The sequence below is a fragment of the Streptomyces sp. Root1310 genome (assembly GCF_001426425.1).
In the GTDB taxonomy this organism is placed as follows: domain Bacteria; phylum Actinomycetota; class Actinomycetes; order Streptomycetales; family Streptomycetaceae; genus Streptomyces.
On record NZ_LMEQ01000012.1, the window covers coordinates 448,295 to 472,787 of the forward strand.

A 24,493-nucleotide genomic window follows, 5' to 3' on the forward strand; every position below is an offset into this window, starting at 1 on the left:
CGTGCTCACGCCCCGGCGGTGGGCGCCGAGGGGGCGGCCCAGGCCTGGGGGGCGACGGGCGGGACCTGCTCCCGCTCCATGACCCCGCGCCGCCGGATCCGGTTGAGCACGTACACGTTGGCCAGGTGCATGGCGCCGAGCACCAGCAGCACCACACCCACCTTGGTCGACAGGGCCTCGAAGATGCCGCGCGTGTCCTCGATGGTGTCGTCGCCGCTCAGGTAGAGGGCGACGAAGCCCAGGTTGACGAGGTAGAAGCCGACCACCAGGAGGTGGTTCACGGCGTCGGCGAGCTTCTCGTTCCCCTGGAGCACGTCGGCGAGGAAGATCCGTCCGTTGCTGCTGAGGGTCCTGGCCACCCAGACGGTCAGGCCGATGCTGACGATCAGGTAGACGACGTAGGCGATGACCGTGCGGTCCATGTTCCCCACCTTTTCTTGAACGCGTTCAAAACGCTGTCGGAGTTGACTGTAGCGCTTGTTTTGAACACGTTCAACTGAAGGAGGGCGGGCGGGATGCCGCCGTCTGTCCGCCCTAACGCCTCGCGAGCTCGGGCCGCTTGAGGTAGTCCGTGAACCCGAGGACGTTCCCCCACGGGTCGGCGATCTCGACGGTCCAGCCGGTGGCCGTGGAGAACGGCCGGTCCAGGGGGGTGACGCCCGCCTCGGTCAGCCGTCGCGCCGCCGCCCGCGCGTCCGGCACCTCCAGCCAGACGCGTGGCGACGGCCAGGGCGGCGGCCGGTGTCCCAGGGCCTCCTCGTACCGCAGGAGGACCCCCGGTGTCTCGACTCCGACCTTCAGCAGCGCGATCCCGGCCTCGTCGAACCGCAGCCCCACCGTGAACCCGGCCCGCTCGTAGAAGTCGACCGCCTCGCCGAGGTCCCCGACGGGCAGCAGGAGGTTGTCGAATCCGAGCAGCTCGTACGACTGGTCATCTGACATGCCGTCAGATTAGGTGTAGGGGGCCCGAAAACCGGTCAAGAGCACCCCGGTCTCCGCGTGGCGGGTTTTCTGCTGCAAGATGTTCTGCATTCATCCGCACTCGTCTCATCAGCGGATCATCCGATCACCAGACCTCGGGGGAACTCACCTTGTCCGAAACGCCACAGCAGCCACAGCAGCCGCAGGAACCCCAGCAGCCGCCGCAGGCGCCCCCGCCCGGCTACGGGTACCCCGGCGGCCCGCAGGACGCGGGTCCGGGTCAGCCGGACCCCGGCCCCTACGGCTATCCCCAGCCCGGCCAGCCGTACCCGGGCTACGCCCACCCCGGTTACCCGGGCCCGGGCTATGCCGCTCCCGGCTACATACCTCCCGGCACCTTCACCGGCGACCCCCAGGCCCCTTACGGGTACGACGTCCTGGGCCGTCCCTACTCCGAGAAGTCGAAGATCGTCGCGGGCGTTCTCCAGCTCACCCTGGGCAGCTTCGGCGTCGGCCGGTTCTACATGGGTGACGTCGGCATCGGCCTCGCCCAGCTCTTCACCTGCGGCGGCCTCGGCATCTGGGCGCTGATCGACGGCATCATCCTGCTGGTCAGCGACGACAAGACCGACTCCAACGGGCGGATCCTGCGTGGCTGACGCGGAGCGCCTCTCCGCGAGGTGCCCGGCCGTCCTGCGGCACCCGGCGACGGCTCCCGTCGCGGTGCTCGCCGCCGGCGCGGCCGGCTCCGCGTATCTCTACGTCACCGACCCGCACCAGCCCGGCCACTGGCTCCCGAGGTGCCCGTTCCGGCTCGTCACCGGCCTGCTCTGCCCCGCCTGCGGCGGTACCCGCATGGTGTACGACCTGATGCACGGTCACCTCGCGCAGGCCTGGCTCGACAACCGTGTCCTGCTGCTCGCCTCGCCGTACGCGCTCGCTCTGCTGGTCCGCTGGATGTGGGCGGGCCTGCACGGCCGCACCTGGAATCCACGCCTGGGGCCGAGGGGTATGACGGTCGTCCTCGGTGTCGCGGTGGCATGGACGGTGCTCCGGAACGTAGTTGACTGATTTTGATCACGGATCAGGAACGATGGATCATCTGTACTCCCTTTTTACCCTCTGTTTTCTCTAGGCTCACCAGTCACAGGGGGGACGTCCTGGCATGGCGGAGCCGTGCGAGGGTGTGGGTCGAGATCGGTCGACGTCGGTCGACGCGTGTGGTTGTCGCGTCGCGTCCCTCCTGGACTCCCCATTTCGGAGCAGGCCGCACCGGCCTCCCGCAGGCATTTCAGGAGCAGTTCTCATGACCGTCCCCACCCCGCAGGCCCCCTACGGGGTCGACCCGCTTGGTCGTCCGTACTCCGACAAGTCCAAGATCGTCGCCGGTATCCTCCAGCTCTTCCTGGGCACCCTCGGCATCGGACGCTTCTACGTCGGCTCCGTCGGCGTGGGCGTCGCGCAGCTCTTCACCTGCGGCGGCCTCGGCATCTGGGCGCTGATCGACGGCATCCTGTTCCTCACGAGCAACGACCGCACGGACAAGCAGGGTCGCGTCCTGCGCGGCTGACACCGGCCGACATCGGCACGGCAACGGCGAGGGCCCCGCTCCTTGAAGGAGCGGGGCCCTCGCCGTGTGCGGAACCAGGGAGCCGGGAGGCTCAGAAGCGGCGCGTGATCAGCGCTCGCTTCACCTCCTGGATCGCCTTCGTGACCTCGATACCGCGCGGGCAGGCGTCCGTGCAGTTGAACGTCGTACGGCAGCGCCAGACGCCGTCCTTGTCGTTCAGGATCTCCAGGCGCTGCTCACCCGCCTCGTCGCGCGAGTCGAAGATGAAGCGGTGGGCGTTGACGATCGCGGCCGGACCGAAGTACTGGCCGTCGTTCCAGAACACCGGGCAGGACGAGGTGCAGGCGGCGCAGAGGATGCACTTCGTCGTGTCGTCGAAGCGCTCGCGGTCCTCGGCGGTCTGGAAGCGCTCGCGCGTGGGCTCGTTCGTGTCCTTCGTGATGAGGAAGGGCATGACGTCCCGGTACGCCTGGAAGAACGGCTCCATGTCGACGACCAGGTCCTTCAGGACCGTCAGGCCCTTTATGGGCTCGACCGTGATCGGCTTCTCGGGGTTGATGTCCTTGATCAGCGTCTTGCACGCGAGGCGGTTCTTGCCGTTGATCCGCATCGCGTCCGAACCGCAGATGCCGTGGGCGCAGGAACGCCGGAAGGTCAGCGTGCCGTCGACGTCCCACTTGATCTTGTGGAGACCGTCGAGAACGCGCTCCTTCGGGTCGATCTCCAGCGTGAAGTCCTGCCAGACGGCCTCCGCGGAGACCTCGGGGTTGAACCGGCGGACCCGGAAGGTGACCGTGATGTACGGAGAGGCCGCGGACTCCGCCTCGACCTTGTCCAGAACGGGAGTTGCCATCAGTACTTACGCTCCATCGGCTGGTAGCGGGTCTGGACGACCGGCTTGTAGTCGAGACGGATGGACTCGGTGCCGTCGTCGCCCACCTCGCGGTACGCCATGGTGTGGCGCATGAAGTTGACGTCGTCGCGGTTCGGGTAGTCCTCGCGGTAGTGACCGCCGCGGGACTCCTTGCGGGCCAGCGCCGACACCGCCATGACCTCGGCCAGGTCGAGCAGGTTGCCCAGCTCGATGGCCTCCAGCAGGTCCGTGTTGAACCGTCGGCCCTTGTCCTGGATCGAGACGTTCCGGTAGCGCTCGCGCAGCTCGGCGAGCTTCTCCACCGCCGTCTTGATCGTCTGCTCGGTGCGGAACACCATGACGTTCGCGTCCATGGTCTCCTGCAGCTCGCGGCGCAGCTCCGCCACCCGCTCGGTGCCGGTGGACGAGCGCAGGTGCTCCACCTGGTCGATCACCTGCTGCGCGGGGTTCTCCGGCAGCTCGACGTACTCCGCCTTCTGCGAGTACTCGGCGGCGGCGATGCCCGCCCGCTTGCCGAACACGTTGATGTCCAGCAGCGAGTTGGTGCCCAGACGGTTGGCGCCGTGCACCGACACACAGGCGACCTCGCCGGCCGCGTACAGGCCCGGGACGACCGTCGTGTTGTCGCTCAGGACCTCGCCCTGGACGTTCGTCGGGATGCCGCCCATCGCGTAGTGCGCGGTGGGCTGGATCGGGATCGGGTCCGTGTACGGCTCGATGCCGAGGTAGGTGCGCGCGAACTCCGTGATGTCCGGGAGCTTCGCGTCCAGCTGCTCCGGCGGGAGGTGGGTGAGGTCCAGGTAGACGTGGTCGCCCTCGGGGCCGCAGCCGCGGCCTTCCCGGATCTCCGTGTAGATCGAGCGGGACACGACGTCACGCGACGCGAGGTCCTTCATGACCGGCGCGTACTTCTCCATGAAGCGCTCGCCGTCCTTGTTGCGCAGGATGCCGCCCTCACCGCGGGCGCCCTCCGTCAGCAGGATGCCCATGCGCCAGATGCCGGTCGGGTGGAACTGGAAGAACTCCATGTCCTCCAGCGGCAGCCCGCGCCGGTACACGGCCGCCTGGCCGTCACCCGTCAGCGTGTGCGCGTTCGAGGTCACCTTGAAGAACTTGCCGGTGCCGCCGGAGGCGTAGATGACGGCCTTCGCCTGGAAGACGTGGATCTCGCCGGTCGCCAGCTCGTACGCGACGACACCCGCGGACCGCTTCACACCGTCGACCTCGGTGATCAGCTGGTCGAGGACGTAGAACTCGTTGTAGAACTCCACGCCCTCCTTCACGCAGTTCTGGTACAGCGTCTGGAGGATCATGTGACCGGTGCGGTCGGCCGCGTAGCAGGACCGGCGGACCGGGGCCTCGCCGTGGTTGCGGCTGTGACCGCCGAAGCGGCGCTGGTCGATCGTGCCGTTGGGCGTCCGGTTGAACGGCAGGCCCATCTTCTCCAGGTCGAGGACGGAGTCGATGGCCTCCTTCGCCAGGATCTCGGCGGCGTCCTGGTCGACCAGGTAGTCACCGCCCTTGACCGTGTCGAAGGTGTGCCACTCCCAGTTGTCCTCCTCCACGTTGGCCAGCGCGGCGGCCATGCCGCCCTGCGCGGCGCCCGTGTGGGAGCGGGTGGGGTAGAGCTTGGTCAGCACGGCGGTGCGGCTGCGCTTCGTCGACTCGATCGCGGCGCGCATACCGGCGCCGCCGGCGCCGACGATGACTGTGTCGTACTTGTGGATCTTCATGAGTGTTTCTCTCAGTCCCTCGGTCCCGTGCGCCTAGCGGATGTTCGGGTCGAAGGTGAAGATCACCAGCGTGCCCAGCAGGATGGTGAACACCGCGGCGGTGTAGAGCAGGCCCTTCAGCCACAGCCGGGTGTTCGCGCGCTCCGCGTAGTCGTTGATGACCGTGCGCAGGCCGTTCGTCCCGTGCAGCATGGCGAGCCACAGCATCAGAAGGTCCCAGACCTGCCAGAACGGGGAGGCCCAGCGGCCGGCCACGAAGGCGAAGCCGATCTTGGAGACGCCGCCGTCCAGGACGAGCTGGATCAGCAGGTGGCCCAGGACCAGGACGACCAGTACGACGCCGGACAGGCGCATGAACAGCCAGGCGCCCATCTCGAAATTGCCCCGGGTGGACCGGGGGGTCTTCTTGGTGCGCCGGCGCGGGGCCTCGATGAGGGGCGCGGGGTTGTCCACGTCGTAGACGGAGCCGCCCTCGACGGGGCCGATCCCGGCCGCGGTGGTTTCAGTGGTGGCCATCGGTCTCAGCTCCCGAACAGTTCACGAGCGGCGTGGCCGAGCACGGGGTAGATCGCCCCGAGCATCAGCAGCAGCCACAGGCCCACGACACTCCAGAGCATCTGCTTCTGGTAGCGCGGGCCCTTCGACCAGAAGTCGACGGCGATGACGCGCAGGCCGTTGAGCGCGTGGAAGAGGATGGCGGCCACGAGGCCGTACTCCAGCAGCGCCACGACCGGCGTCTTGTAGGTGGCTACGACCTTGTCGTAGTCCTCGGGGGAGACACGCACGAGGGCGGTGTCCAGCACGTGAACGAACAGGAAGAAGAAGATGAGGACGCCGGTGACTCGATGAGCCACCCAGGACCACATTCCTTCCCGGCCGCGGTACAGCGTTCCAGCCGGCACGGAAGAACCCTCCGGGAGCGGGGATTGGGGCCTGCCGGCTTGGGGTGTCGGACGGGCCCGGCCGGGTACGGTCCACCGGCCCCCAGCATCGTAGCGAGGCACTGGCGCTCGGCTTACGTCGGGCCTACCTGTGTGATCAAAGTGGCACGCAGATGGGTGAGCGTTGCGGCATCTGGGGCGGAGTGTCCCGTTTGGGTCCGGATGTGGCGCCGTCGTGGCTGGTCGCGCCCGGCGGCGGAGCCCCATGCCCACCGCCCCGATCCTCAGGCGAGGCGCATCAGCCGTTGCCTCGCCAGTCGCCTGAGTTCCTCGGCCGCCACGACCCGTTCGTCCTCGGGATCGTTTGCCAATCGTGACCGGATACCCGCCAGGACGTGGTCCAGGGACTCCTCCTGGGGAACACCGTCGAGGCAGATGACGAACGCGTGTCCGAATCGGGTCTCGTAGGCGGCGTGGGCCGCGTCCAGCGCCGTGTGCGCCGCTCCGTACGCGTCCGCGGGCAGGCCCGGCAGGGACTCCGCCGCCAGGGCCTCCGCCAGATCGCCCGGGCTCAGGTCGTACGCGGCCTCGTCGGACGCGGCCAGCAGGGCGTCGAGCGTCGGATACGGCCGGTGGTCGGCGATCCGGCGGGCCCAGCGGAGGCTGCGGAGGCAGGCGAGGAGGGTGCGGTGCGCCTCGGGGGTGGTGGCGGTGTTGAAACCGTCCAGCCGAGGTGTGGGTGAGGTCCGGGTCTGCGCCGGTATGGCGAGGCAGCCGGAGAGAGGGGAAAGACGGTGCGCAGGCAGCGTGGATCCTCGCGTCACGTGTGATGTGGCAGGGGATGCAGTGAAAGGTGTGTCGACACGTTATCGAGAGCGGTCAGGACGTGTCTGACCGATGCCTGAATTTCACCCGAACGAGAGAGTTTCGGAATGTGTCGTGGACTCCGTCACTCCGGACTCGGCGCGCTTCGGGCGGCCGGGAGTCGTACGGTGGGCGGAGTGAGCAGGCACAGGCATCGGCGCCGGGCGCCGCAGAGGAAGCCGCACCAGCGGGTCGCGGCGCGGGCAGTGATGGCGGGCGGGCTGGTCGCCGCGCTCGGTGTCGGGCTCGGCGTGTGGGCCTCGTCGGACGACGACGGCACGGCACCCGCCGGATCGGCCGCCTCCCGGCAGGCCGCGCGGACGCCCGGGGACACCGGCGCGGCCGCCGCCCAGGCCCCGACCCCGACGCCCACCCGCTCCTACGCCCTCTCCACCACCCCCCGCACCATTCCCGCCGTCAGCGCGCACACCCCGGCGCGCGGCCCCGGCTGGAAGCCGCAGTCCACCCGCCGGGTGGTGGTGAGCGACGCCGGGCTCGCCGACGAGGGACGGCTGGTAGCCGGTGAGCTGGGGCTGACGTACGCCGGGGAGAAGGACGACGTGCGCGCCGGGGACCTGCGGCTGGCGCTCAACGACGACGAGGGCGCGAACCCGGAGTCGTACACCATGACCGTGCGCGGCGGGCGGGTCACCATCAGCGCGCCCTCCGACGCGGGCGTCTTCTACGGCACCCGCACCCTCAAGCAGGAGGTGCACGCCGGCGGTACGGCGCCGGAGGGCGTCGTACGGGACCAGCCGGCCAAGCCGCAGCGCGGGTTCACGCTGGACATCGCGCGCAAGCACTTCACCGCCGGCTGGATCGAGGACCGGGTGCGCGAGCTCGGCGACCTCAAGTACAACCAGCTCGGCCTGCACTTCTCCGACGACCAGGCCTTTCGGATCGAGTCCGACAGCCACCCGGAGATCGTCTCGAACCCGCACCTCACCAAGGCCGAGGTGAAGAAGATCGTCGACCTCGCGGCGAGCCGGCACATCACCGTCGTGCCCGAGATCGACTCACCCGGACACCTCGGCGCCGTCCTCGCCGCCCACCCCGAGCTCCAGCTGCGCAACGCGAGCGGGGTGGCGACCCGCGGCGCGATCGACATCTCCAAGGACGACTCCGCGGACCTCCTCGACGACCTCCTCGACGAGTACGCCGACGTCTTCCCCGGCGCCTACTGGCACCTCGGCGGCGACGAGTACCAGGCCCTGACCGTCTCCAGTCCGGCCGCCTCCTACCCGCAGCTGGCCGCCGCCGCGGCGGCCCGGTACGGCTCCGGCGCGGGCGTCGCCGACCTCACCACCGGCTGGCTCAACGACCGCGCCGACACCGTCCGCGCCCACGACCGCACCATGCGTGTGTGGAACGACGGCTTCTTCCGCGGCACGTCGGTCAAGCCCGCCTCCGACCTCGTGGTCGCCTACTGGACGGGCAAGGAGATCGGGGCGCGGCCGCCGGTCGAGTATCTGAGCGCCGGGCGCAAGGTGCTCAACTACAACGACGAGTACCTGTACTACGTCCTCGGCGAACCGAACGACTTCGCCTACCCGACCGGGAAGCGGATCTACGAGCAGTGGACCCCGCGGGTGCTGCGCGGCACGACGCCGGTCCCCGCGAAGTACGACGCCCAGATACTCGGCGGTTCCTTCTCGGTGTGGTGCGACCTCGCGAACTCGCAGACCCAGGACCAGATCGCGGCCGGGATCCGGATGCCGCTCCGGGCCACCTCGCAGAAGCTGTGGGACGCCGGAACGCCACCGCTGACCTGGACACAGTTCACGGCCCTGGCGAACCGGCTCGGCTGAGCGCGCCGGGCGGCAAGGTGCCCGCCTCGTCGGCTCGGGCCCGGCTCCTCGCGCTTGGCCGAAAAACCCTCCTGTGACACTCCTGGCCCGTCGCACGCAGTAAGGGGAAGTGCGGGCTCCGTAAGGTCGGTGCCCTGGCGAGGGAGGCGTGGATGAGCCTGGTGGAACTGATCGCTCAGGCCGACGAACGCGGACTGGCTGCCAGCGGGCTGGCTTGTTTGGATCGGTGCATACCCCTGCTCGGGGGTGACGACGAGATCCTGCGGCCGCTGTGGGGGGCCCTCACCGAGGACTCCGACACCGCCGGCTGGGGCGAGCTGCTGGAACAGGCGCGCGGCAAACTGGCGTCGGCCGCGGAGGAGGGCGACGAGGCCGAGCTCCTGGCCCGCCGGATGCTGGCCGCCGCACCCGACGAACGCTCCGCCGCCGAGGTGCGGCTCTGGGCCGACGCCTGCTCCGTCGCCTCGCTCCAGATCCACCGCCTCCTCGACCCGGCCGAGGACGCCTCCCCGGTCGACTCCCGCCGGGAGGGCCGTACGGAGGGCATGTCGCCCCTCGTCGCCGCCGAGCTGCGCCGCCAGGTCACCGTCCTGGAAGTGCTGGCCGGTCATGGCGCGGGCGGACTGCGCCGAGCCCTGGAGGTGTCCACGGAGGGCCGCCGGGTGCTGCGCGCGGTGGTCTCGCGGCGGGCCCGTGGACGTAGGTGAGTACCGCCCTCACGGCACCAGCCACTTGACGACCGCGTTCCGGTGCCGCGCGGTTGCGGTGTAGAAGGCCGTCAGCTCCCGGTGCGCCGAGGCGAAGGCGGCCCGCGTGCGGGTCTCCTCGGCGGCGCCGCCGTACCGGGGCAGCAGTTCGGCACGGGCCGGCCGCCACAGGTCGTCGAAGTCGCTCCCGGTCAGGAACGTGGCGACCCGTGTGGCCTGGGCCACGGTCAGGACCACGAAGGGCGGCTCCTTGGAACCGGCCGGGTACACCCGCTCGCCGCCGAGCACCACCTGCGCGTCGGCGTAGAGCAACTGGTGGTCGCCGTAGTGGCCGTCGAGATTCCGCGCGCGGTGCCGGTTCATCCGGTCCCGCACGGCGTCACCGGCGAGATCGTCATCGTCGAACAGCTTCCGCAGCCAGGTCGCGCTGTTGCGCAGAGCCGAAGGAGGCACGGCGCGGAGCTGGAGGTACGCGTTCATCACTCAAGGAGCGCACCGGGGGCCTGAAGTATCACTCCTGTGCCCGTCCCGGGGTGGCGGTGGGTCGGTCCTGCGCCGGTCTCGCGAAGGCACCGGATCCGGGTGACGGATCACGGCCCGGTGGCGCTCTTCCCTGTGTGACGTGGACGACGCAACAGAGTCAGCAGGCGGCCCGGCCCTCCGCCGCCGCCAAACCGGTGCGGTGGGCGGCGGAGGCGGTTGCCGCCGCGCCCGACGGCGTACGGCCCCGGCTCGACCACTCCGCGCAGAGCCTGTGGCGCGTCGACCGGTTGATCGAGGAGCTGCGGCGGGAGGGCTCGCCGTACACCGCCGTCGAGCATGTGCTGCGCGGGCTCGGCGCGTACGCCGGTGAGGTGATCGTCCGGCAGACCGGCGCCGAGTGGTGGGGCTCCGGCGGCGACCACTGGGTCCGCACCCCCGACGGCCGTCTCTGGGAGCCCCTGGACGAGGCCCGCCGCTGCTTCGGCGGCCACGGCTCCCTGCGGCTGCTGTGCCGGGACGCGATGCGGGGGCGGCGGTAGCCGCACCCGGTCCGCGTTCCAGGACGCGGGAGAGTTTGGGCCCGCGCCACCGGGCGGCCGCCGACCCTGATGCGCGGTGCCGCCGCCGGGATCAGGTGATCGGGGGCGTGGGAGGCGGACCCGCAGCCGCCCGAACCGCCCGCGAGGTTCGGGGAACCGGCCGACGCGGAGGCCGGGGCGCGGACTCGCCGTCGTCCGGGCCTGCCCGGACCTCCGTCACCGGCAGCCGATGTCCGGATTCGGCAACCGCGGCAGGTTCGTGTGCTGCGAGTCGGCCGCGGCCGGGGAGCGGCCGCGCCGGTCGGGTGGACCGGTGGCGCATTCGTCCCCTGTGACACTTCTGTGCGGCCCGGCGCTGATGACCGTGGGGGGCGTGGCCGTGATCGGACCCGGAGTCCGGCGGGGGAGTCGCGCGCCGGAACGAACTCCGCACGAACGAGGACAGTCTTGGGCCAGGGAGGAAAACCCCGGCGCGCGCAGGCGTACGACGGGGAACTGGGCGCGGCCGTGACGCGGGCTCAGGAGGGCGACGAGGACGCGTTCGCCGTGGCGTACCGGATCGTGCAGCCCGGGCTGCTCGGCTACCTGCGGGGGATCGTCGGAGACGACGCCGAGGACGTGGCCTCCGACGCCTGGCTGGAGATAGCCCGGGACCTGGGGCGGTTCAAGGGTGACGGCGCCGGGTTCCGCGGCTGGACCGCGACCATCGCCCGGCACCGGGCCCTCGACCATCTGCGCCGACTGCGGGTGCGGCCCCGGTCGGCGGCGCTGGACCAGGACGTCGTCCTCGACCTGGCCGGCCCGCACAGCACGCCCGACGAGGCGCTGGAGTCGCTCTCCACCGAGCACGCCCTCGAACTGGTCCGCGGGCTGCCGCGCGACCAGGCCGAGGCGGTGCTGCTGCGGGTCGTCGTGGGGCTGGACGGGCCCGCCGCGGCCCGCGTCCTCGGCAAGCGCCCCGGCGCCGTCCGTACGGCCGCGCACCGGGGCCTGAAGCGGCTGGCCCGCCAGCTCGACGCCGCGGGTGCGGGTGAAGGTGTGACGGATGGTGGCCCCCGAACGCTGGGGGAGTCGACATGAACGGCGAGGGCCGCGATCCGTATGGATCAGTGGCGGGCCCGGCCACCAGGCCGAACGGCCTGCTCGGATGGACGGGACAGAGGCGGGAACGGACATGGGTGAACGGCTGAACGGCGCGGGCCACAGCCGTCGGCGCGCACACCCCGAGAACGCCGCCGACGACGCGTCATGGACTGCGCCACCCGCGCTGGAGGCGCTGCTCGGCCAGGCCCTGCGCGGTTCCGACGGCCGCCCGGACCTCGTGCCGGACGTGGGCAGCGACGGCGAGCGGCGGGCCGTCGCGGCCTTCCGGGCCGCCCGGGACGCGGGCGCGCACCGGACCCGTACCCGGCGCCGGGACGACTGGCGGCCCCGGGCGCGGCGGCACACGCCGCGCCCGCTGCGGGTCACGCTCTCCGTGCTGGTCGCCGGACTCGCGTTGGGCGGGGTCGCATACGCCGCCGTCGGGTCCTCCCCGCACGCAGGGGCCGACGGCGCGGGTCGCCCCGAACCGTCGGCGACCGCGTCCGGGGTCCGGTCCGCCGCCGCTTCCGCGAGCCCGCGGCCGGGCGCCTCGGCGCACCGGGACCGTCCGGCGAGCGCCGAGGACACCGAGGCGCAGTGCCGTGCCTACGACAAGGTCCAAGGGCGCGGCCAGGCGATGGACGCCACCGCCTGGCAGCGGCTCGTGACGGCGGCGGGCGGCGAGGGCGACGTCGCGGCGTACTGCGCCGAGCAGGACGCGCTGGGGACCGGCAAGCCGGCCAAGGCCGGCAGGACGCCCGGGGCCGGCAAGACCCCCGGGGCCGGCGCGACCCCGAAGACGGGCAGGACCCCGGAGGCGGAGCAGAGCCGGAAGGCGGCGAGGGCCGAGGAGAGTGCGGGTGCCGGCAAGGCCGCAGGCACCGACGAGACCGCCACGGGCGAGAAGGCCGCTCCGAGCGGGGCCGAGGGTCGGTAACCGGTTGCCGCCAAAGCAACGGCCGAGGCCGCCACCCCCCACAGGAGAGGCCCCGGCCGTCGCGCGGCACGGGCCGCGCGGCGGCCCGTACTTCCTACAGCGCCATGAGTGCGTTTTCTGTCACACCCCGCGCGCGCCCGCTCGCGTCACGAGTTAGTTGCATGTTCTACGGACATGGACGTGCGGCGGTTTCAGGTCGTAACGTGCCTTTCGCGCCGGACGGCCAAGCGGAAGACCACCGCAACGACCTGCGGTCCAGAAAACCGCGAACCATCGACCGAGGAACCACGACGTGGGGGACGACGCGGAGCTGACAGCCGCGGTGCTCGCGGCACAGAACGGGGACGAGACCGCGTTCCGGACTGTGTACCGCACGGTGCACCCGCGGCTGCTCGGGTACGTACGCACGCTCGTCGGCGACCACGAAGCCGAGGACGTGTCCTCCGAGGCCTGGCTGCAGATAGCCCGGGACCTGGAGCGGTTCAGCGGCGACGCGGACCGCTTCCGCGGCTGGGCCGCCCGGATCGCCCGCAACCGCGCGCTGGACCACATACGCATGCGCGGCCGGCGCCCGGCGACGGTCGCCGACGAGACCGAACTGACGGCCCGGCCCGCCGAGTCCGACACCGCGGGCGAGGCCATGGAGGCGCTCGCCACCGGCCACGCCCTGGGCCTCATAGCCCGGCTGCCGCAGGACCAGGCCGAGGCCGTCGTGCTGCGGGTCGTCATGGGCCTGGACGCCAAGACGGCCGCCGAGACGCTCGGCAAACGGCCCGGTGCCGTGCGTACGGCCGCGCACCGCGGTCTGAAGAAGCTCGCCGAACTGCTCGGCGAGGATGCGGAGACGGCCGGTGCGCTCGACGCACTGCCGTCCCAGCGAGAACCGCGCTCGCGCGCGGTGACGTCCGCCGGTGTGACGCATACGTGCGCGCGGACGCAGAAGGACATGTGATGGCCGACAAGCAGGACAGGTGGCTCGATCGCGAAACGGCGGAGCGTCTGCTGCGCGGTGAGTCACCGGACAACGCTGTCGACGCCCTCGATGCCGTGGCCCGGGAAGAGGCCGAGCGGCTCGCCCGGACCCTCGGCGCGCTCGCCGCGCATGCTGCCGAGCCCCTGCCCGCCGACGAGGAACTCCCCGGTGAGGCCGCGGCCCTGGCCGCCTTCCGCAAGGCCCACGCGGACCGCGCCGACCTCGCGGGACGGGCCGCTCCCGCCGGCCTCGCCACGGGTTCCGCCGGGCTCGACGGTGGGACGACGGCCGCCGGCACCGGTCGGCTCCGGGGCACGCACGCCGCCGACGCGGGGCTGGTGCGCATCGGCGGTCGCGTCCCGGAAGCGGCCGGTCGTCCGGCCCGGTGGAGCCGGCCCGTACGGCTGGGGCTGGCCGCCGCGCTCGCCGCCGGGATGGTGGGCGGGATCGCGGCCGGGACCGGTGTCCTGCCGACCCCGTTCGACGGCGCCGAACCCGCCCGTCCCGCGGCGTCCGTCCCGGCCCCCGTGGTCCCGGACGAGGGCGCGCTCGTACCGCCCACGCCGGATGCCCCGGGCAGCGACGAGGACCCGGCGACACCGGACGGCGGCACGGGCGCCACCGGCCGCGAGGACGCCGGGAACGGGAAGGCGGACGGCGCCCCCTCGGCCACCCCGGACCCCCGCGGCACCTGGCCGACCGGTGCGGCCTCGGCCTGCCGCGACCTGAGTGCCGGCCGCACCCTGGACACCGGGCGCCGCCAGAGCCTGGAGCATCTCGCGGGCGGCCCGGCACGCGTCTCCAAGTACTGCGCGGCCGTCCTCGACGGCACGGCCGCCGGAAACCCCCGGGGCGACGACCGTTCTCCGAACGGCACCACCGGCCGGGACACCGGAAAGAACCAGGGCGACCGCGAAGGCCGCGGCGGCGCCACGGGCGACAGGTCCGGTTCGGGTGACAAGAGCGGTTCCGACGACGACGGCGACGGCGACGGGGGCCGTGATCGCGACCGCGACCGCGACGACGATCGCGACCGGGGCCGTGGTCGTGGGGTGCGCGGCGAGGGTCAGGGCGGCGAGGGTCACGGCGGCGGTGGCCGCCACAGTGACGGAAGCGGTGAGCGTCGTGACGGCGGCGGCTCCGGCCGCTCCGGCGGAAGCTCGTCATCTCACCACCGTTGACCTGCGGTTTCGCGAATCGCCGAAGTTTCTTCGCGACGGGTGTGACGTTTTCGGCGGCCGGAGCGCAGTAAGAAGTGAGCCGACTGGTCATCGGCCCTTGCACAGAGCCGGGGTTCCCCCCGTACTTCCGGCTCGTGCGCTCGGCGCGGGCGGGACACGTTCCCCCGGTCCCGCTCGCGCCCCAAACACCTCACATCTCGCTCGCGCCGCCGCGCTCACCAGGACACGACGACCTTGTCGCCGTTCCTGACCTGCGCGAAGAGACTCGCGATCGCCGTCTCGTCCCGCACGTTGACGCATCCGTGCGAGGCCCCCGCGTAGCCGCGGGCGGCGAAGTCGGACGAGTAGTGCACCGCCTGCCCGCCGCTGAAGAACATCGCGTACGGCATCGGCGAGTGGTAGAGCGTGGACACATGGTCGCGGGACTTCCAGTAGACGTGGAACACGCCCTCCCGGGTGGGCGTGTACTGCGAGCCGAAGCGGACCGACACCGTCGTCAGGGTCCGGCCGTCGACCATCCAGCGCAGGGTCCTGGTCGTCTTGTCGATGCACAGCACCCGTCCGGACAGGCAGCGGGGATCGGGCGCGGCGGCCGGCTGGCCGCCCATCGCGTACAGCTCCCACTGCCCGGGTTCACGGGTCATCCTCAGCAGCCGCTGCCAGGTGACGGTGTCCGTCCGCCCCGTCACCGGCAGCCCGCGCTTGCCCTGGAAGCCCTTCACTGCCTCCTCGGTGACCTCGCCGTACGTTCCCGTCGGCCCCTCGAAGAGCCAGGCGATCTGGCGCAGCCGGGCCTGGAGCTCGCGGACGTCGCGTCCCTTGTCGCCGCGCGACCACAGGACAGCGGGAGGCGGGGCGCCGGTGGCCGGGGCGCTCGGCCTGTCGTCGGTGGTGGTCCTCGCCGGCGCCGAGGCCGTCCGGCCGACGTCGGAGGGCACGGGCGCCCGAGCCGTTCCGTCCCGGTCGGGGGCCTGCACGCTACAGCCGCACACCGTCACCAGAGCCGCCGTGCCGGTCAGGACGGCGATCGATCTCCGCATCCGCATGCCTGAGATGTTCCCCCGGGATGACGCCCCGCGAACGGACCGGCATTGTGGTGACCGGCACCGCGAACAGTCTGTGAGGAAGGTCCCAGCGTGGTCCCCTGCACCGGCTGCGCGCGTGCCGATACAGTCCGTCGGACGATCGGACCGTACTGGCGGGTAACCTGCGGGCCGGTCGGACAGGTGACCGGTAGGTGACCCGAGTGGTCGAAGCAGCGGGTATTGCTCAGCGGGAGGCATCACACCCATGACGCGTGAGTCGGAGTCCGGACTGCCCATCGAGCCGGTGTACGGGCCGGAGGACCTGGCGGGCTGGGACCCGGCCGGGCAACTGGGCGAGCCGGGCAAGTACCCCTTCACCCGGGGCGTCTACCCGTCGATGTACACCGGCCGCCCCTGGACCATGCGCCAGTACGCGGGCTTCGGCACGGCCGTGGAGTCCAACGCCCGCTACCAGCAGCTGATCGCCAACGGCACGATGGGCCTGTCGGTCGCCTTCGACCTGCCCACGCAGATGGGCCACGACTCCGACGCGCCGATCGCGAGCGGCGAGGTCGGCAAGGTGGGCGTGGCCATCGACTCGGTCGAGGACATGCGGGTGCTGTTCGGCGGGATCCCGCTGGACAAGGTGTCGACCTCGATGACGATCAACGCCCCCGCGGCCCTGCTGCTCCTCATGTACCAGCTGGTCGGCGAGGAGCAGGGCGTCCCGGCCGACCGGCTCACCGGCACGATCCAGAACGACGTGCTGAAGGAGTACATCGCGCGCGGCACGTACATCTTCCCGCCCAAGCCCTCGCTCCGGCTGATCGCCGACATCTTCAAGTACTGCAAGGCCGAGATCCCGAAGTGGAACACGATCTCGATCTCCGGCTACCACATGGCGGAGGCGGGCGCGTCCCCGGCGCAGGAGATCGCCTTCACCCTGGCGGACGGCATCGAGTACGTGCGTACGGCGGTGGCGGCGGGGATGGACGTGGACGACTTCGCGCCCCGCCTGTCCTTCTTCTTCGTGGCCCGCACGACGATCCTCGAAGAGGTCGCGAAGTTCCGGGCCGCGCGCCGGATCTGGGCGCGGGTGATGCGGGAGGAGTTCGGCGCGAAGAACCCCAAGTCGCTGATGCTCCGCTTCCACACGCAGACGGCCGGCGTCCAGCTGACGGCCCAGCAGCCGGAGGTGAACCTGGTCCGGGTCGCCGTCCAGGGCCTGGCGGCGGTCCTCGGCGGCACCCAGTCCCTGCACACGAACTCCTTCGACGAGGCGATCGCGCTGCCCACGGACAAGAGCGCGCGTCTCGCCCTGCGCACCCAGCAGGTGCTCGCCTACGAGACGGACGTGACCGCGACCGTCGACCCCTTCGCGGGCTCCTACGTCGTCGAGAAGATGACCGACGACGTGGAGGCGGCGGCCGTCGAGCTGATGAAGAAGGTCGAGGACCTCGGCGGCGCGGTCGCCGCCATCGAGCACGGCTTCCAGAAGTCCGAGATCGAACGCTCCGCCTACCGGATCGCGCAGGAGACCGACTCCGGCGAGCGGGTCGTGGTCGGCGTCAACCGCTACCAGCTCGACACGGAGGAGCCCTACGAGCCGCTCCGCGTCGACCCGGCCATCGAGGCCCAGCAGGCCGAGCGGCTCGCGAAGCTGCGGGCCGAGCGCGACCAGGCGGCGGTGGACGCGGCCCTGGACGCCCTGAAGAAGGCCGCCGAGGGCGAGGACAACGTCCTGTACCCGATGAAGGACGCGCTGCGCGCCCGGGCGACGGTCGGCGAGGTGTGCGACGCCCTCCGGGGGGTCTGGGGGACGTACGTGCCCTCGGACGCGTTCTGAGCCGGGCAATTCCCTTGCTCGACGGCAATACCCCGACCCGCTCCTCGACGGCCTCGGCGGCGACTAGCCGAGGCCGACCCGTGCGCGGTAGGAGGCGAGGCCGTCCTCCGTGGCGCCCGCCCAGCCCACATAGCCGTCCGGGCGGACCAGGAACACGCCGTCCGGCAGGGTCAGCAGGGTCCAGTCCGGGCCCCTGAGCCGGTCGAAGAGACGGACGCCGTCGACCGTCAGGTCCGGTACGCGGTCGCCGGCGGACAGCGGACCGGGGTTCTCCCGGGTCTCCTCGCTGAGTGACGAGTGCCGGTAGTTCAGGCCCAGTTGCCGGGTCGACGCACCGCGCCTCGCCTCGTCCCGATGGATCGCGGTGGAGAGGCCGAGCACATGCTCGGCGACCGGGCGGCGCTCCTCCTCGTAGGTGTCCAGCAGGGCTTCCGGCGCCCGCCCGCCCAGCACGGCGCCCAGCTTCCAGCCCAGGTTGTACGCGTCCTGGACGCTGGTGTTCAGACCCTGGCCGCCGGCCGGGGAGTGGACGTGCGCCGCGTCCCCGGCCAGGAAGATCCGTCCCTCGCGGAAGCGGTCCGCCAGGGCGGCGCGCGGGCGGAAGTCGGACGCCCACAAGAGCTCCGTCACCGCCCCGGGCGCGAGGTGGGTGCGCTCCGAGACCAGCTTGCGGACGCCCTCCGGGGACAGATCCGGAGCCGTCCCGCCGGGGAGCCGCGCCACCAGCTGGAAGTGGTCCGTCCCGGCCAGCGGGCACAGTGCGAGGAAGCCCGAGTCCGGCCCGCTCGGCGGGAACAGATGCCACCACGTCCGGTCCAGATCCGGGATCCGCACGTCCGCCACCAGGGCCGCGTCCGGGTCGAGGGTCTCGCCCCGCATCTCGATGCCCAGCGCGCGGCGCACCGCCGAGCGGCCGCCGTCCGCGGCGACGGCGTACCGGGCGCGGACCGGCTCGCCGGACGCGAAGTGCGCCGTCACGCCCTCGCCGTCCTGGTCGAGCCGCACCACCTCACGGCCGAAGGCCACGGTTCCGCCCAGCTCCGTCAGCCGTCCCAGCAGGATCTCCTGGTTGCGCCACTGGGGGACCATCCATGGGGTGGTGAAGCGGCAGCCCTCCTCGCCGTCCTCCATCGGGTCGAACATCGCGTGCTCGCCGACCTGCTCGCCGGCCGCCCAGACCATGCCCACCGGGTACGCGCCACCGGCGGCGAGGATCTCGTCGAGGACGCCGAGATCCTCGTAGACCTCCATCGTGCGCGGCTGGAGGCCCTTGCCGCGGGAGCCGGGGGCGAGGGTCTCGCCGCGTTCCGCCACCAGCGCGCGCACTCCGCGCCGGGCCAGGTCGATGCCGAGGGCGAGGCCGGTGGGGCCCGCGCCAATGACCAGGACGTCCACGTTCATATCCACGCAAGTCTCCTTAACGCTGTTAAGTGCCGTCGTTGACGAGGATGGCCTTAACGGCGTTAAGCTGTCAAGTGTGAGTACCGAACGACGCGCCCCCCTCGACCGCAAGCGGGTGGCGGACACCGCGCTCAGACTGCTCGACGAGGCCGGTCTCGACGGGCTGACCCTGCGCGCCATCGCCCGGGAGCTGGATGTCAAGGCACCCGCCCTGTACTGGCACTTCAAGGACAAACAGGCCCTGCTGGACGAGATGGCGACCGAGATGTTCCGGCGGATGGTCGCGGGCACGGCGCTCGACCCCGCCGACACCTGGCAGGACCGGACGCGCAAGGCCCACCACGGGCTGCGCGCGGCGCTGCTCGCCTACCGCGACGGCGCGCGGGTCTTCAGCGGCTCCCGGTTCACCGGCACCGACCACGCGGTGCAGATGGAGGAGAACCTGCGCCTGTTCACGGCGGCCGGCTTCACCCTCGCCGACGCCGTACGGGCCTCCTCGACCGCGTACGCGTACACCGTCGGATTCGTCATCGAGGAACAGGGCGTGTACCCGCGGCCGGACGAGCGGCGCGAGGGGTTCGACGTGGCGGAACGCGCCCGGCTGCTCGCCGAGTTCCCGCTGTCGGCGAAGGCGGGCGCGGAGCTCTTCCAGGACTACGACCGGCAGTTCGAGGAGGGGCTGGAGATCATCGTGGCCGGAATCGCCGCCCGGTACGGCGTGCGGTAGGCCCCGTTCCAAGGCCCGTCGGCCGTAGCCCGCGCGCCGGATCCGTCCGTCGGTTCACCGCATTGCGCCACTCATCGCGCGTTCTCACCGCGTTCACATCGCGCACCTAGTTTCGCCGAATGCCTGACATATCCAGCCGGGTGCAGGAGTCCCGCGTGCCCCGTCAGCGGGGTGGCGCCGCACTCGTCTCTTATGTACTGCCCGTCTTCAACGAACAGGACGGGATCCGCCACTTCCACGAGGAGCTCGTGGCGGCACTGCGCGAACGCCCCGAGTACACCTTCGAGTTGGTGTACGTCGACGACGGCTCCACCGACGGCACCTCGCTCATCCTGGAAGACATCGCGAAGAACGACCGGCGCGTCCGGGTCGTCGACTTCGCGCGCAACTTCGGCCACCAGATGGCCATCACGGCCGGTATCGACGAGGCGCGCGGCGACGCCGTGATCGTCATGGACACCGACCTCCAGGATCCGCCGAAGGTCAGCCTCCGGCTGATCGACGCCTGGCGGGACGGCGCGGAGATCGTGCACGCCCGTCGGCGCAGCCGTCAGGACACGCTCTTCAAGCGGGCCACCGCGCACGCCTACTACCGTCTGCTGCGGTCCTCCACCGAGGTGGACATCCCGCTGGACACCGGCGACTTCCGGCTGATGGACCGACGCGCCGCCGAAGAGCTGCGACGCTTCCGGGAGCGCAGCCGGTTCGTGCGCGGCATGGTCGCCTCGATGGGCTTCCGGCAGAGCGAGGTCCACTTCGACCGCGACGAGCGGTTCGCCGGCGAGACGAAGTACCCGCTGCGCAAGATGGCGCGGCTCGCCGTCGACGGCCTGACAGGCTTCTCCACCGCGCCCCTGCGGATGATCACCAAGCTGGGTTTCGCGGTGCTCGCGCTCTCCCTCGTCGGCATCTGCTACGCGCTCGGCATGAAGGTGCTGCGGCCCGAGATCACGGTCTCCGGCTGGACGATGCTGATGGTCGTCGTGCTGTTCATGGGCGGTGTGCAGATGCTGTCCCTCGGCGTGCTGGGCAGCTACATCGGACGGACGTACAACGAGGTGCAGGGGCGGCCCCTGTACACCGTGCGGCAGGTCATCTCGCACCACTCGGAGGCCGGCGGTGTCGGCACCGGCCATGGCCACTGAGGACGTGGTGCGGGCGGCCGGTGCCCGCACCGGCACCGGTGCCCCGGCCGGCGGCGACACCCCGCAGGGCACCGACACCCCGCAGGGCACCGACACCGGCACCCGTACCCGCCCTCGCGCCCGCGCCCGCCCCCGCACCCGCGACCTCCGGCAGCTGATCACCTACGCGCTGGTCGGCGGCAGCGGCGTCCTCCTCGACCTGGGCGCGTTCCTGCTGCTCTACAACGTGGCCGGCCTGCACGAGCAGGTCGCCAACGTGCTCTCCACCAGCCTCGGCATCACCAACAACTTCGTCCTTAACGCCCTGTTCACCTTCGGCAAGCGGGACCGTCTGCTGCTGCGCTATCTGCGCTTCTACGCCGTCGGCCTGACCGGAATCGCCCTGACGTTCGTCCTGCTCGCGGTGTTCTCCCGGGGGCTCGGCGTCGATCCGAACCTGGTGAAGGCCGGCTCGCTGCCGTTGGTGCTGGGCTTCCAGTTCGCGCTCAACAGAAAGTGGAGTTTCGCATGAACCTCGGCGTCATCGGCGCGGGAGCGACCGGCCTCACCGCCGCGTACGACGCGGTCAAGCAGGGCCACGCGGTCACCGTCCTGGAGGCCGCCGACGAACTCGGCGGGCTCGCCGCGTCCCTCCCCGTCGGGGGAGTGCCGCTGGAGCGCTACTACCACCACATCTTCCGCAGCGACCGCCAGATGATCGAGCTGATCGAGGAGCTGGGTCTGGGGGGCGACCTGCGCTTCCACAAGACCACCACCGGCGTCTTCCGGGGCGGCCGGATCCACCCGTTCAGCACGCCGCTGGAGATGCTGACCTCCCCGCTGTACGGCCTGCCCGCCGGTGTCCGCTTCGGTCTGTCGTCGGCGTGGCTGAAGGTCGTGCGCGACGGGGAGCGGTTCACCGACCGCACGGCCCTGAGCTGGCTGCGCAAGTGGGCCGGGCGGCGCGCCACCGAGGCCGTCTGGGAGCCCCTGCTGCGCGGGAAGTTCGGTGACCGCGCCGACCGGGTGTCGATGGCCTGGCTGTGGGCGCGGGTCCACTGCCGCACCTTCGAACTCGGCTACCTGGACGGCGGGTTCGAGCGCGTGTACGCGGCGCTCGCGGACCGGATCGCGGAACGCGGCGGCAAGGTCGAGTTCGGCAGGCGGATGGAGACGATCCGCCGGGACGGCGGCGACGGGCAGGTCACCGTGCGCACCGCCGACGGCTCCTCGTACGCCTTCGACCACCTGATCGTCACCACTCCGCAGCCCGCCTTCGCCAAGGCCGCCGACGCCCCGGCCGACGACGCCGTCTGGCGCAACCAGTACCTGGGCGCCACCTGCTTCGTCCTGGAGCTGGACCGCAGCGCCATCCCGTACTACTGGCTCAACATCAACGAGCCCGACTTCCCCTTCCTGGCCGTCGTCGAGCACACGCAGATGATCGACCCGGCGCGGTACGGGGGGCGGCACATCCTCTACGTGGGCAACTACGTCGAGCGCGACGACTGGCGTTTCACCACCGAGCCGGCCGAGCTGCTGGAGCGGTTCCTGCCGTGGCTCAAGCGGGTGAACCCGGAGTTCGACCGCTCCTGGATCCAGGACTGGCACTTCTCGCGGGCGCCCTTCGCCCAGCCCGTGGTCACGCCCGAGTACAAGGCGCTGATCCCCGGCCACGAGACCCATCTCGGCGGGGTGACACTCGCGACGATGGCGCAGATCTACCCGCAGGACCGGGGGCAGAGCTACTCGGTGGAGCTGGGGCACAAGGCGGCGCGGATCGCGGGCGTCGCCTGACCGGCCCGCCGCCCGCAGCGCACAGGGACGGCCCCGGCGGGGAGTTCGCCGCCGGGGCCGTCCCTGCGCGCGGTACCCGCCTCAGCGGCGCGCGGTGCACACCACGAGCTGCCGCCCCTCCGGCCTGGGGCACTGGTACGCCCTGCGGATGTCGGCGGCGATCCGCGGGTCGATGATGCCCAGCGACAGCCAGCTGGGCTGGTAGACGGCGTAGGCGGCCGGGTGCTCCTGCGTGACGCAGCGGACGTTCTCCCGGGTCGACTCCAGCGAGGGCACCTCGGTGAGCTGCTCGGGCACATTGAAGAAGGTGGGGAAGGGGTACCGGCAGGCGGTCGGGTGGCCGATGTAGTAGGCCTGCTGACCGAAGGTCAGATACAGGACCGGCACACCGTCCGGGAGTTCGGCGTCCACCTGCCGGGCCGCCGCCGCGGCCGACCGCGCCTGTTCCTTGAGCTCCGCGTTGGTCGTGACGATCCGCCCCTCGATCACCCGCACCCCGGACAGCGGCCACACGGTCGCGGCCAGGCACACGACGAGCGCGAGGACCGGCAGGGCGACCGGGACACGGAGGGCGCGCGGACGCGGTGCCCGCGCCCGCAGCAGGTCCACCACCCCGGCGAGCAGAGCCGCCGCCGACGCGAGCCACGCGACGACGTCCGTGTCGACGTCGGCACGGACGAGGGCGAGGAGCGGGGCCAGCGCCCCGTACAGAAGGGCGAGCACGGTGAGGCACAGCGGAGGCCTGCCGTGGGCGCCGTACCAGCGGCCGATCGCGAGCGCGGTCAGGGCCGCGGCCACCACCGGCAGGCTCTCGCCGTGGTAGGCGAACCAGTTGCCCTGGTAGACCACGACGGCCAGGCCGACGACCAGGAGCAGCAGCGTGACGAACACGGCCTCGACGCGCTGCCGGCGCGACGGCAGGGTGGCGGCGAACAGCAGCAGCGCACCGGGCAGCAGGGCGAGCACCGGCGTCAACGCGATCCGGTCGCCCAGGTAGTCGGCGGTCCGCAGAAGCAGATCCGGGACGACGATCGGGTCCTTGCCCAGCGCGTGCGCGTTGATGTGCGGCATGTCGCGCAGCCACTGGAGCTCGCGCGAGCCCGACCAGGCGCTGACCGCGAACAGCAGCCCGGTGCCGACGGCGGTCGCGGCGGCGAGCAGCAGGCCCCGGACCCGGTCCACGGCGAAGACCACGAGGAGCGCCATCGCGGCGGTGCCGGCGGTGGAGAACTTCATCAGCACGGCGAGACCGAACGGCAGCGCGCCGAGCGCGGCGGCCTGCCAGCGGCCGCGGACGCCGAGCGCGGCGGCGACGCCGGCCGTCGCGAAGACGAGCGCGAACCACTCCGGCTGCAGGTAGTCGATGACGGGCGCGAAGGCCAGGGTGAGGGCGGTCAGGCCCGAGACGAGCAGCGCGTCCCGCTCGGGCATACGGCGGCGCAGCGTCCGGTGCAGCAGCAGACCGGCGGTCGCGCACAGGGCGAGGCCGATGAGCCGCAGAAGGGCCTCGCGCACCGCGTCCGGGCCGCCGGTCACGGAGTCCAGACCGTCGAGCAGCCACCGGTAGAAAAAGGGCCGGTGGGCGAATATCTCGGACGGGGAGAGCCCGCTCGCCCCGGTCGTCCGCAGGGCGGCGAGCACATAGCGGATGTCGAGAAAGACACCGGCGGTGAGGGTCGTGTAGATCAGCAGCGCGACGGTGGTGAGGGCGGTGGTCCACCCCGCGGGAGAGGCGAGGCGCAGCCGACGCGATGCCGGTCCGTGCGGACTCCGCCCGCGCCGCGCGGCGGGCGGAGGTGCGGTGGATATGTCGGTCACGTGCGCGAACGTAGCATCGAATTCCGCGAGAACACGGGGTGATGAAAAGGGGAGGCGCCGGGCTCACCCGTTCTTCATCCGCCATTTCCCCACCCGGTCCGGATGTCACGCCGAATTCACCGGGGAGTCGGCGACGGGACACGCGGAAGGTGATCCTGCTTTCTTAGGATCACTTGACTTTCCGCTGAGAATCCAGGTGCG

The 24,493-nt window shown here is 71.6% G+C and carries 26 protein-coding genes; 15 read left to right on the forward strand and 11 right to left on the reverse strand.

The genetic code is table 11. From position 1 onward, the window contains the following. Positions 1-5 precede the first annotated feature (5 nt). Both ASD48_RS20185 and ASD48_RS20190 read right to left on the reverse strand, forming a co-directional pair. Positions 6-422: a hypothetical protein gene (locus tag ASD48_RS20185; protein WP_057603010.1), complete on the reverse strand. Its 417-nt coding sequence runs from the start codon at positions 420-422 to the stop codon at positions 6-8. Between the two features lie 112 nt (positions 423-534). Further along, on the reverse strand, positions 535-942 hold the full coding sequence (locus tag ASD48_RS20190) for a VOC family protein (RefSeq protein WP_057603013.1): 408 nt from the start codon (positions 940-942) through the stop codon (positions 535-537). Positions 943-1,091: 149 nt separating this feature from the next. On the opposite strand from ASD48_RS20190, the gene ASD48_RS20195 reads away from it, so the two are divergent. The 3 genes from ASD48_RS20195 to ASD48_RS20205 all read left to right on the forward strand — a co-directional run bounded on the left by ASD48_RS20195 (position 1,092) and on the right by ASD48_RS20205 (position 2,491). Continuing rightward, positions 1,092-1,580 (forward strand): TM2 domain-containing protein, encoded by a 489-nt coding sequence (locus tag ASD48_RS20195; protein WP_057603014.1) that lies wholly within the window; start codon positions 1,092-1,094, stop codon positions 1,578-1,580. Then, positions 1,573-1,992, forward strand: a complete 420-nt coding sequence (locus ASD48_RS20200) for a DUF2752 domain-containing protein (RefSeq protein ID WP_057603016.1) — start codon at positions 1,573-1,575, stop codon at positions 1,990-1,992. Before ASD48_RS20195 ends, ASD48_RS20200 begins: the two co-directional genes overlap by 8 nt. Before the next feature lie 235 nt (positions 1,993-2,227). Further along, positions 2,228-2,491, forward strand: coding sequence for a TM2 domain-containing protein (locus tag ASD48_RS20205; RefSeq protein WP_020131050.1), 264 nt, complete (start codon positions 2,228-2,230; stop codon positions 2,489-2,491). A gap of 91 nt (positions 2,492-2,582) precedes the next feature. Here ASD48_RS20205 and ASD48_RS20210 read toward each other — a convergent pair whose 3' ends face one another. The 5 genes from ASD48_RS20210 to ASD48_RS20230 all read right to left on the reverse strand — a co-directional run bounded on the left by ASD48_RS20210 (position 2,583) and on the right by ASD48_RS20230 (position 6,803). Further along, a complete protein-coding gene (locus ASD48_RS20210) occupies positions 2,583-3,344 on the reverse strand; it encodes a succinate dehydrogenase iron-sulfur subunit (RefSeq protein WP_020131049.1) in 762 nt (253 codons plus the stop codon). Continuing rightward, a complete protein-coding gene (gene sdhA / locus ASD48_RS20215) occupies positions 3,344-5,098 on the reverse strand; it encodes a succinate dehydrogenase flavoprotein subunit (RefSeq protein ID WP_057603018.1) in 1,755 nt (584 codons plus the stop codon). The genes ASD48_RS20210 and sdhA overlap by 1 nt, the downstream gene beginning before the upstream one ends. Positions 5,099-5,131: 33 nt before the next feature. Further along, positions 5,132-5,614: a succinate dehydrogenase hydrophobic membrane anchor subunit gene (locus ASD48_RS20220; RefSeq protein ID WP_057603019.1), complete on the reverse strand. Its 483-nt coding sequence runs from the start codon at positions 5,612-5,614 to the stop codon at positions 5,132-5,134. A 5-nt stretch (positions 5,615-5,619) separates the two neighbouring features. Further along, complete coding sequence (gene sdhC / locus ASD48_RS20225; RefSeq protein WP_078615861.1) at positions 5,620-6,000, reverse strand: succinate dehydrogenase, cytochrome b556 subunit; 381 nt, start codon at positions 5,998-6,000, stop codon at positions 5,620-5,622. A gap of 263 nt (positions 6,001-6,263) precedes the next feature. Beyond that, positions 6,264-6,803: a 2-oxo-4-hydroxy-4-carboxy-5-ureidoimidazoline decarboxylase gene (locus ASD48_RS20230; protein WP_057603021.1), complete on the reverse strand. Its 540-nt coding sequence runs from the start codon at positions 6,801-6,803 to the stop codon at positions 6,264-6,266. 249 nt (positions 6,804-7,052) lie between these two features. Here ASD48_RS20230 and ASD48_RS20235 point away from each other — a divergent pair, with 249 nt between their 5' ends. Beyond that, positions 7,053-8,651: a glycoside hydrolase family 20 protein gene (locus tag ASD48_RS20235; RefSeq protein WP_057603023.1), complete on the forward strand. Its 1,599-nt coding sequence runs from the start codon at positions 7,053-7,055 to the stop codon at positions 8,649-8,651. A 152-nt stretch (positions 8,652-8,803) separates the two neighbouring features. Further along, positions 8,804-9,358 carry a hypothetical protein gene (locus ASD48_RS20240; RefSeq protein WP_057603025.1) on the forward strand — a complete coding sequence of 185 codons (555 nt, stop codon included), beginning with the start codon at positions 8,804-8,806 and terminating at the stop codon, positions 9,356-9,358. Between the two features lie 9 nt (positions 9,359-9,367). On the opposite strand, the gene ASD48_RS20245 is transcribed toward ASD48_RS20240, so the two are convergent. Further along, the gene (locus tag ASD48_RS20245; protein ID WP_057603026.1) at positions 9,368-9,838 is read right to left on the reverse strand and encodes a hypothetical protein; all 471 of its coding nucleotides are present in this window, start codon (positions 9,836-9,838) and stop codon (positions 9,368-9,370) included. A gap of 137 nt (positions 9,839-9,975) precedes the next feature. On the opposite strand from ASD48_RS20245, the gene ASD48_RS20250 reads away from it, so the two are divergent. The 5 genes from ASD48_RS20250 to ASD48_RS20270 all read left to right on the forward strand — a co-directional run bounded on the left by ASD48_RS20250 (position 9,976) and on the right by ASD48_RS20270 (position 14,554). After that, positions 9,976-10,380: a hypothetical protein gene (locus ASD48_RS20250; RefSeq protein WP_057603028.1), complete on the forward strand. Its 405-nt coding sequence runs from the start codon at positions 9,976-9,978 to the stop codon at positions 10,378-10,380. A 447-nt stretch (positions 10,381-10,827) separates the two neighbouring features. Further along, entirely contained in the window at positions 10,828-11,460 is a 633-nt protein-coding gene (locus ASD48_RS20255) for an RNA polymerase sigma factor (protein ID WP_057603029.1), read from the forward strand. A gap of 94 nt (positions 11,461-11,554) precedes the next feature. After that, positions 11,555-12,400: a hypothetical protein gene (locus ASD48_RS20260; protein ID WP_057603030.1), complete on the forward strand. Its 846-nt coding sequence runs from the start codon at positions 11,555-11,557 to the stop codon at positions 12,398-12,400. A gap of 292 nt (positions 12,401-12,692) precedes the next feature. Further along, complete coding sequence (locus tag ASD48_RS20265) at positions 12,693-13,352, forward strand: RNA polymerase sigma factor (RefSeq protein WP_057603031.1); 660 nt, start codon at positions 12,693-12,695, stop codon at positions 13,350-13,352. Next, complete coding sequence (locus ASD48_RS20270; RefSeq protein ID WP_057603032.1) at positions 13,352-14,554, forward strand: hypothetical protein; 1,203 nt, start codon at positions 13,352-13,354, stop codon at positions 14,552-14,554. The genes ASD48_RS20265 and ASD48_RS20270 overlap by 1 nt, the downstream gene beginning before the upstream one ends. A gap of 215 nt (positions 14,555-14,769) precedes the next feature. Here the strand turns inward: ASD48_RS20270 and ASD48_RS20275 are convergent, their stop codons facing one another. Continuing rightward, the gene (locus ASD48_RS20275; protein WP_107104356.1) at positions 14,770-15,600 is read right to left on the reverse strand and encodes a L,D-transpeptidase family protein; all 831 of its coding nucleotides are present in this window, start codon (positions 15,598-15,600) and stop codon (positions 14,770-14,772) included. 244 nt (positions 15,601-15,844) lie between these two features. On the opposite strand from ASD48_RS20275, the gene ASD48_RS20280 reads away from it, so the two are divergent. Beyond that, a complete protein-coding gene (locus tag ASD48_RS20280; RefSeq protein WP_057603033.1) occupies positions 15,845-17,425 on the forward strand; it encodes a methylmalonyl-CoA mutase family protein in 1,581 nt (526 codons plus the stop codon). 63 nt (positions 17,426-17,488) lie between these two features. Here the strand turns inward: ASD48_RS20280 and ASD48_RS20285 are convergent, their stop codons facing one another. Then, on the reverse strand, positions 17,489-18,826 hold the full coding sequence (locus ASD48_RS20285; protein ID WP_057603035.1) for an FAD-dependent monooxygenase: 1,338 nt from the start codon (positions 18,824-18,826) through the stop codon (positions 17,489-17,491). A gap of 76 nt (positions 18,827-18,902) precedes the next feature. On the opposite strand from ASD48_RS20285, the gene ASD48_RS20290 reads away from it, so the two are divergent. The 4 genes from ASD48_RS20290 to ASD48_RS20305 all read left to right on the forward strand — a co-directional run bounded on the left by ASD48_RS20290 (position 18,903) and on the right by ASD48_RS20305 (position 22,474). Further along, positions 18,903-19,553 carry a TetR/AcrR family transcriptional regulator C-terminal domain-containing protein gene (locus ASD48_RS20290; RefSeq protein WP_057603037.1) on the forward strand — a complete coding sequence of 217 codons (651 nt, stop codon included), beginning with the start codon at positions 18,903-18,905 and terminating at the stop codon, positions 19,551-19,553. 119 nt (positions 19,554-19,672) lie between these two features. Next, positions 19,673-20,698 (forward strand): glycosyltransferase family 2 protein, encoded by a 1,026-nt coding sequence (locus ASD48_RS20295; protein WP_199875879.1) that lies wholly within the window; start codon positions 19,673-19,675, stop codon positions 20,696-20,698. Next, a complete protein-coding gene (locus ASD48_RS20300) occupies positions 20,688-21,209 on the forward strand; it encodes a GtrA family protein (RefSeq protein WP_242432665.1) in 522 nt (173 codons plus the stop codon). The genes ASD48_RS20295 and ASD48_RS20300 overlap by 11 nt, the downstream gene beginning before the upstream one ends. After that, positions 21,206-22,474, forward strand: coding sequence for an NAD(P)/FAD-dependent oxidoreductase (locus tag ASD48_RS20305; RefSeq protein ID WP_057603041.1), 1,269 nt, complete (start codon positions 21,206-21,208; stop codon positions 22,472-22,474). The genes ASD48_RS20300 and ASD48_RS20305 overlap by 4 nt, the downstream gene beginning before the upstream one ends. An 81-nt stretch (positions 22,475-22,555) precedes the next feature. Here ASD48_RS20305 and ASD48_RS20310 read toward each other — a convergent pair whose 3' ends face one another. Beyond that, positions 22,556-24,292, reverse strand: coding sequence for a hypothetical protein (locus ASD48_RS20310; protein ID WP_057603043.1), 1,737 nt, complete (start codon positions 24,290-24,292; stop codon positions 22,556-22,558). Between the last annotated feature and the right edge of the window lie 201 nt (positions 24,293-24,493).

What these genes read in the sequence shown, in the direction of transcription:
- ASD48_RS20185 (WP_057603010.1), bottom strand. Translation starts at nt 422, where the DNA reads ATGGACCGCACGGTCATCGCCTACGTCGTCTACCTGATCGTCAGCATC.
- ASD48_RS20190 (WP_057603013.1), bottom strand. Translation starts at nt 942, where the DNA reads ATGTCAGATGACCAGTCGTACGAGCTGCTCGGATTCGACAACCTCCTG.
- ASD48_RS20205 (WP_020131050.1), top strand. Translation starts at nt 2,228, where the DNA reads ATGACCGTCCCCACCCCGCAGGCCCCCTACGGGGTCGACCCGCTTGGT.
- ASD48_RS20210 (WP_020131049.1), bottom strand. Translation starts at nt 3,344, where the DNA reads ATGGCAACTCCCGTTCTGGACAAGGTCGAGGCGGAGTCCGCGGCCTCT.
- sdhA (WP_057603018.1), bottom strand. Translation starts at nt 5,098, where the DNA reads ATGAAGATCCACAAGTACGACACAGTCATCGTCGGCGCCGGCGGCGCC.
- ASD48_RS20220 (WP_057603019.1), bottom strand. Translation starts at nt 5,614, where the DNA reads ATGGCCACCACTGAAACCACCGCGGCCGGGATCGGCCCCGTCGAGGGC.
- ASD48_RS20235 (WP_057603023.1), top strand. Translation starts at nt 7,053, where the DNA reads ATGGCGGGCGGGCTGGTCGCCGCGCTCGGTGTCGGGCTCGGCGTGTGG.
- ASD48_RS20240 (WP_057603025.1), top strand. Translation starts at nt 8,804, where the DNA reads ATGAGCCTGGTGGAACTGATCGCTCAGGCCGACGAACGCGGACTGGCT.
- ASD48_RS20245 (WP_057603026.1), bottom strand. Translation starts at nt 9,838, where the DNA reads ATGAACGCGTACCTCCAGCTCCGCGCCGTGCCTCCTTCGGCTCTGCGC.
- ASD48_RS20260 (WP_057603030.1), top strand. Translation starts at nt 11,555, where the DNA reads ATGGGTGAACGGCTGAACGGCGCGGGCCACAGCCGTCGGCGCGCACAC.
- ASD48_RS20270 (WP_057603032.1), top strand. Translation starts at nt 13,352, where the DNA reads ATGGCCGACAAGCAGGACAGGTGGCTCGATCGCGAAACGGCGGAGCGT.
- ASD48_RS20275 (WP_107104356.1), bottom strand. Translation starts at nt 15,600, where the DNA reads ATGCGGATGCGGAGATCGATCGCCGTCCTGACCGGCACGGCGGCTCTG.
- ASD48_RS20280 (WP_057603033.1), top strand. Translation starts at nt 15,845, where the DNA reads ATGACGCGTGAGTCGGAGTCCGGACTGCCCATCGAGCCGGTGTACGGG.
- ASD48_RS20285 (WP_057603035.1), bottom strand. Translation starts at nt 18,826, where the DNA reads ATGAACGTGGACGTCCTGGTCATTGGCGCGGGCCCCACCGGCCTCGCC.
- ASD48_RS20295 (WP_199875879.1), top strand. Translation starts at nt 19,673, where the DNA reads ATGCCTGACATATCCAGCCGGGTGCAGGAGTCCCGCGTGCCCCGTCAG.
- ASD48_RS20300 (WP_242432665.1), top strand. Translation starts at nt 20,688, where the DNA reads ATGGCCACTGAGGACGTGGTGCGGGCGGCCGGTGCCCGCACCGGCACC.
- ASD48_RS20305 (WP_057603041.1), top strand. Translation starts at nt 21,206, where the DNA reads ATGAACCTCGGCGTCATCGGCGCGGGAGCGACCGGCCTCACCGCCGCG.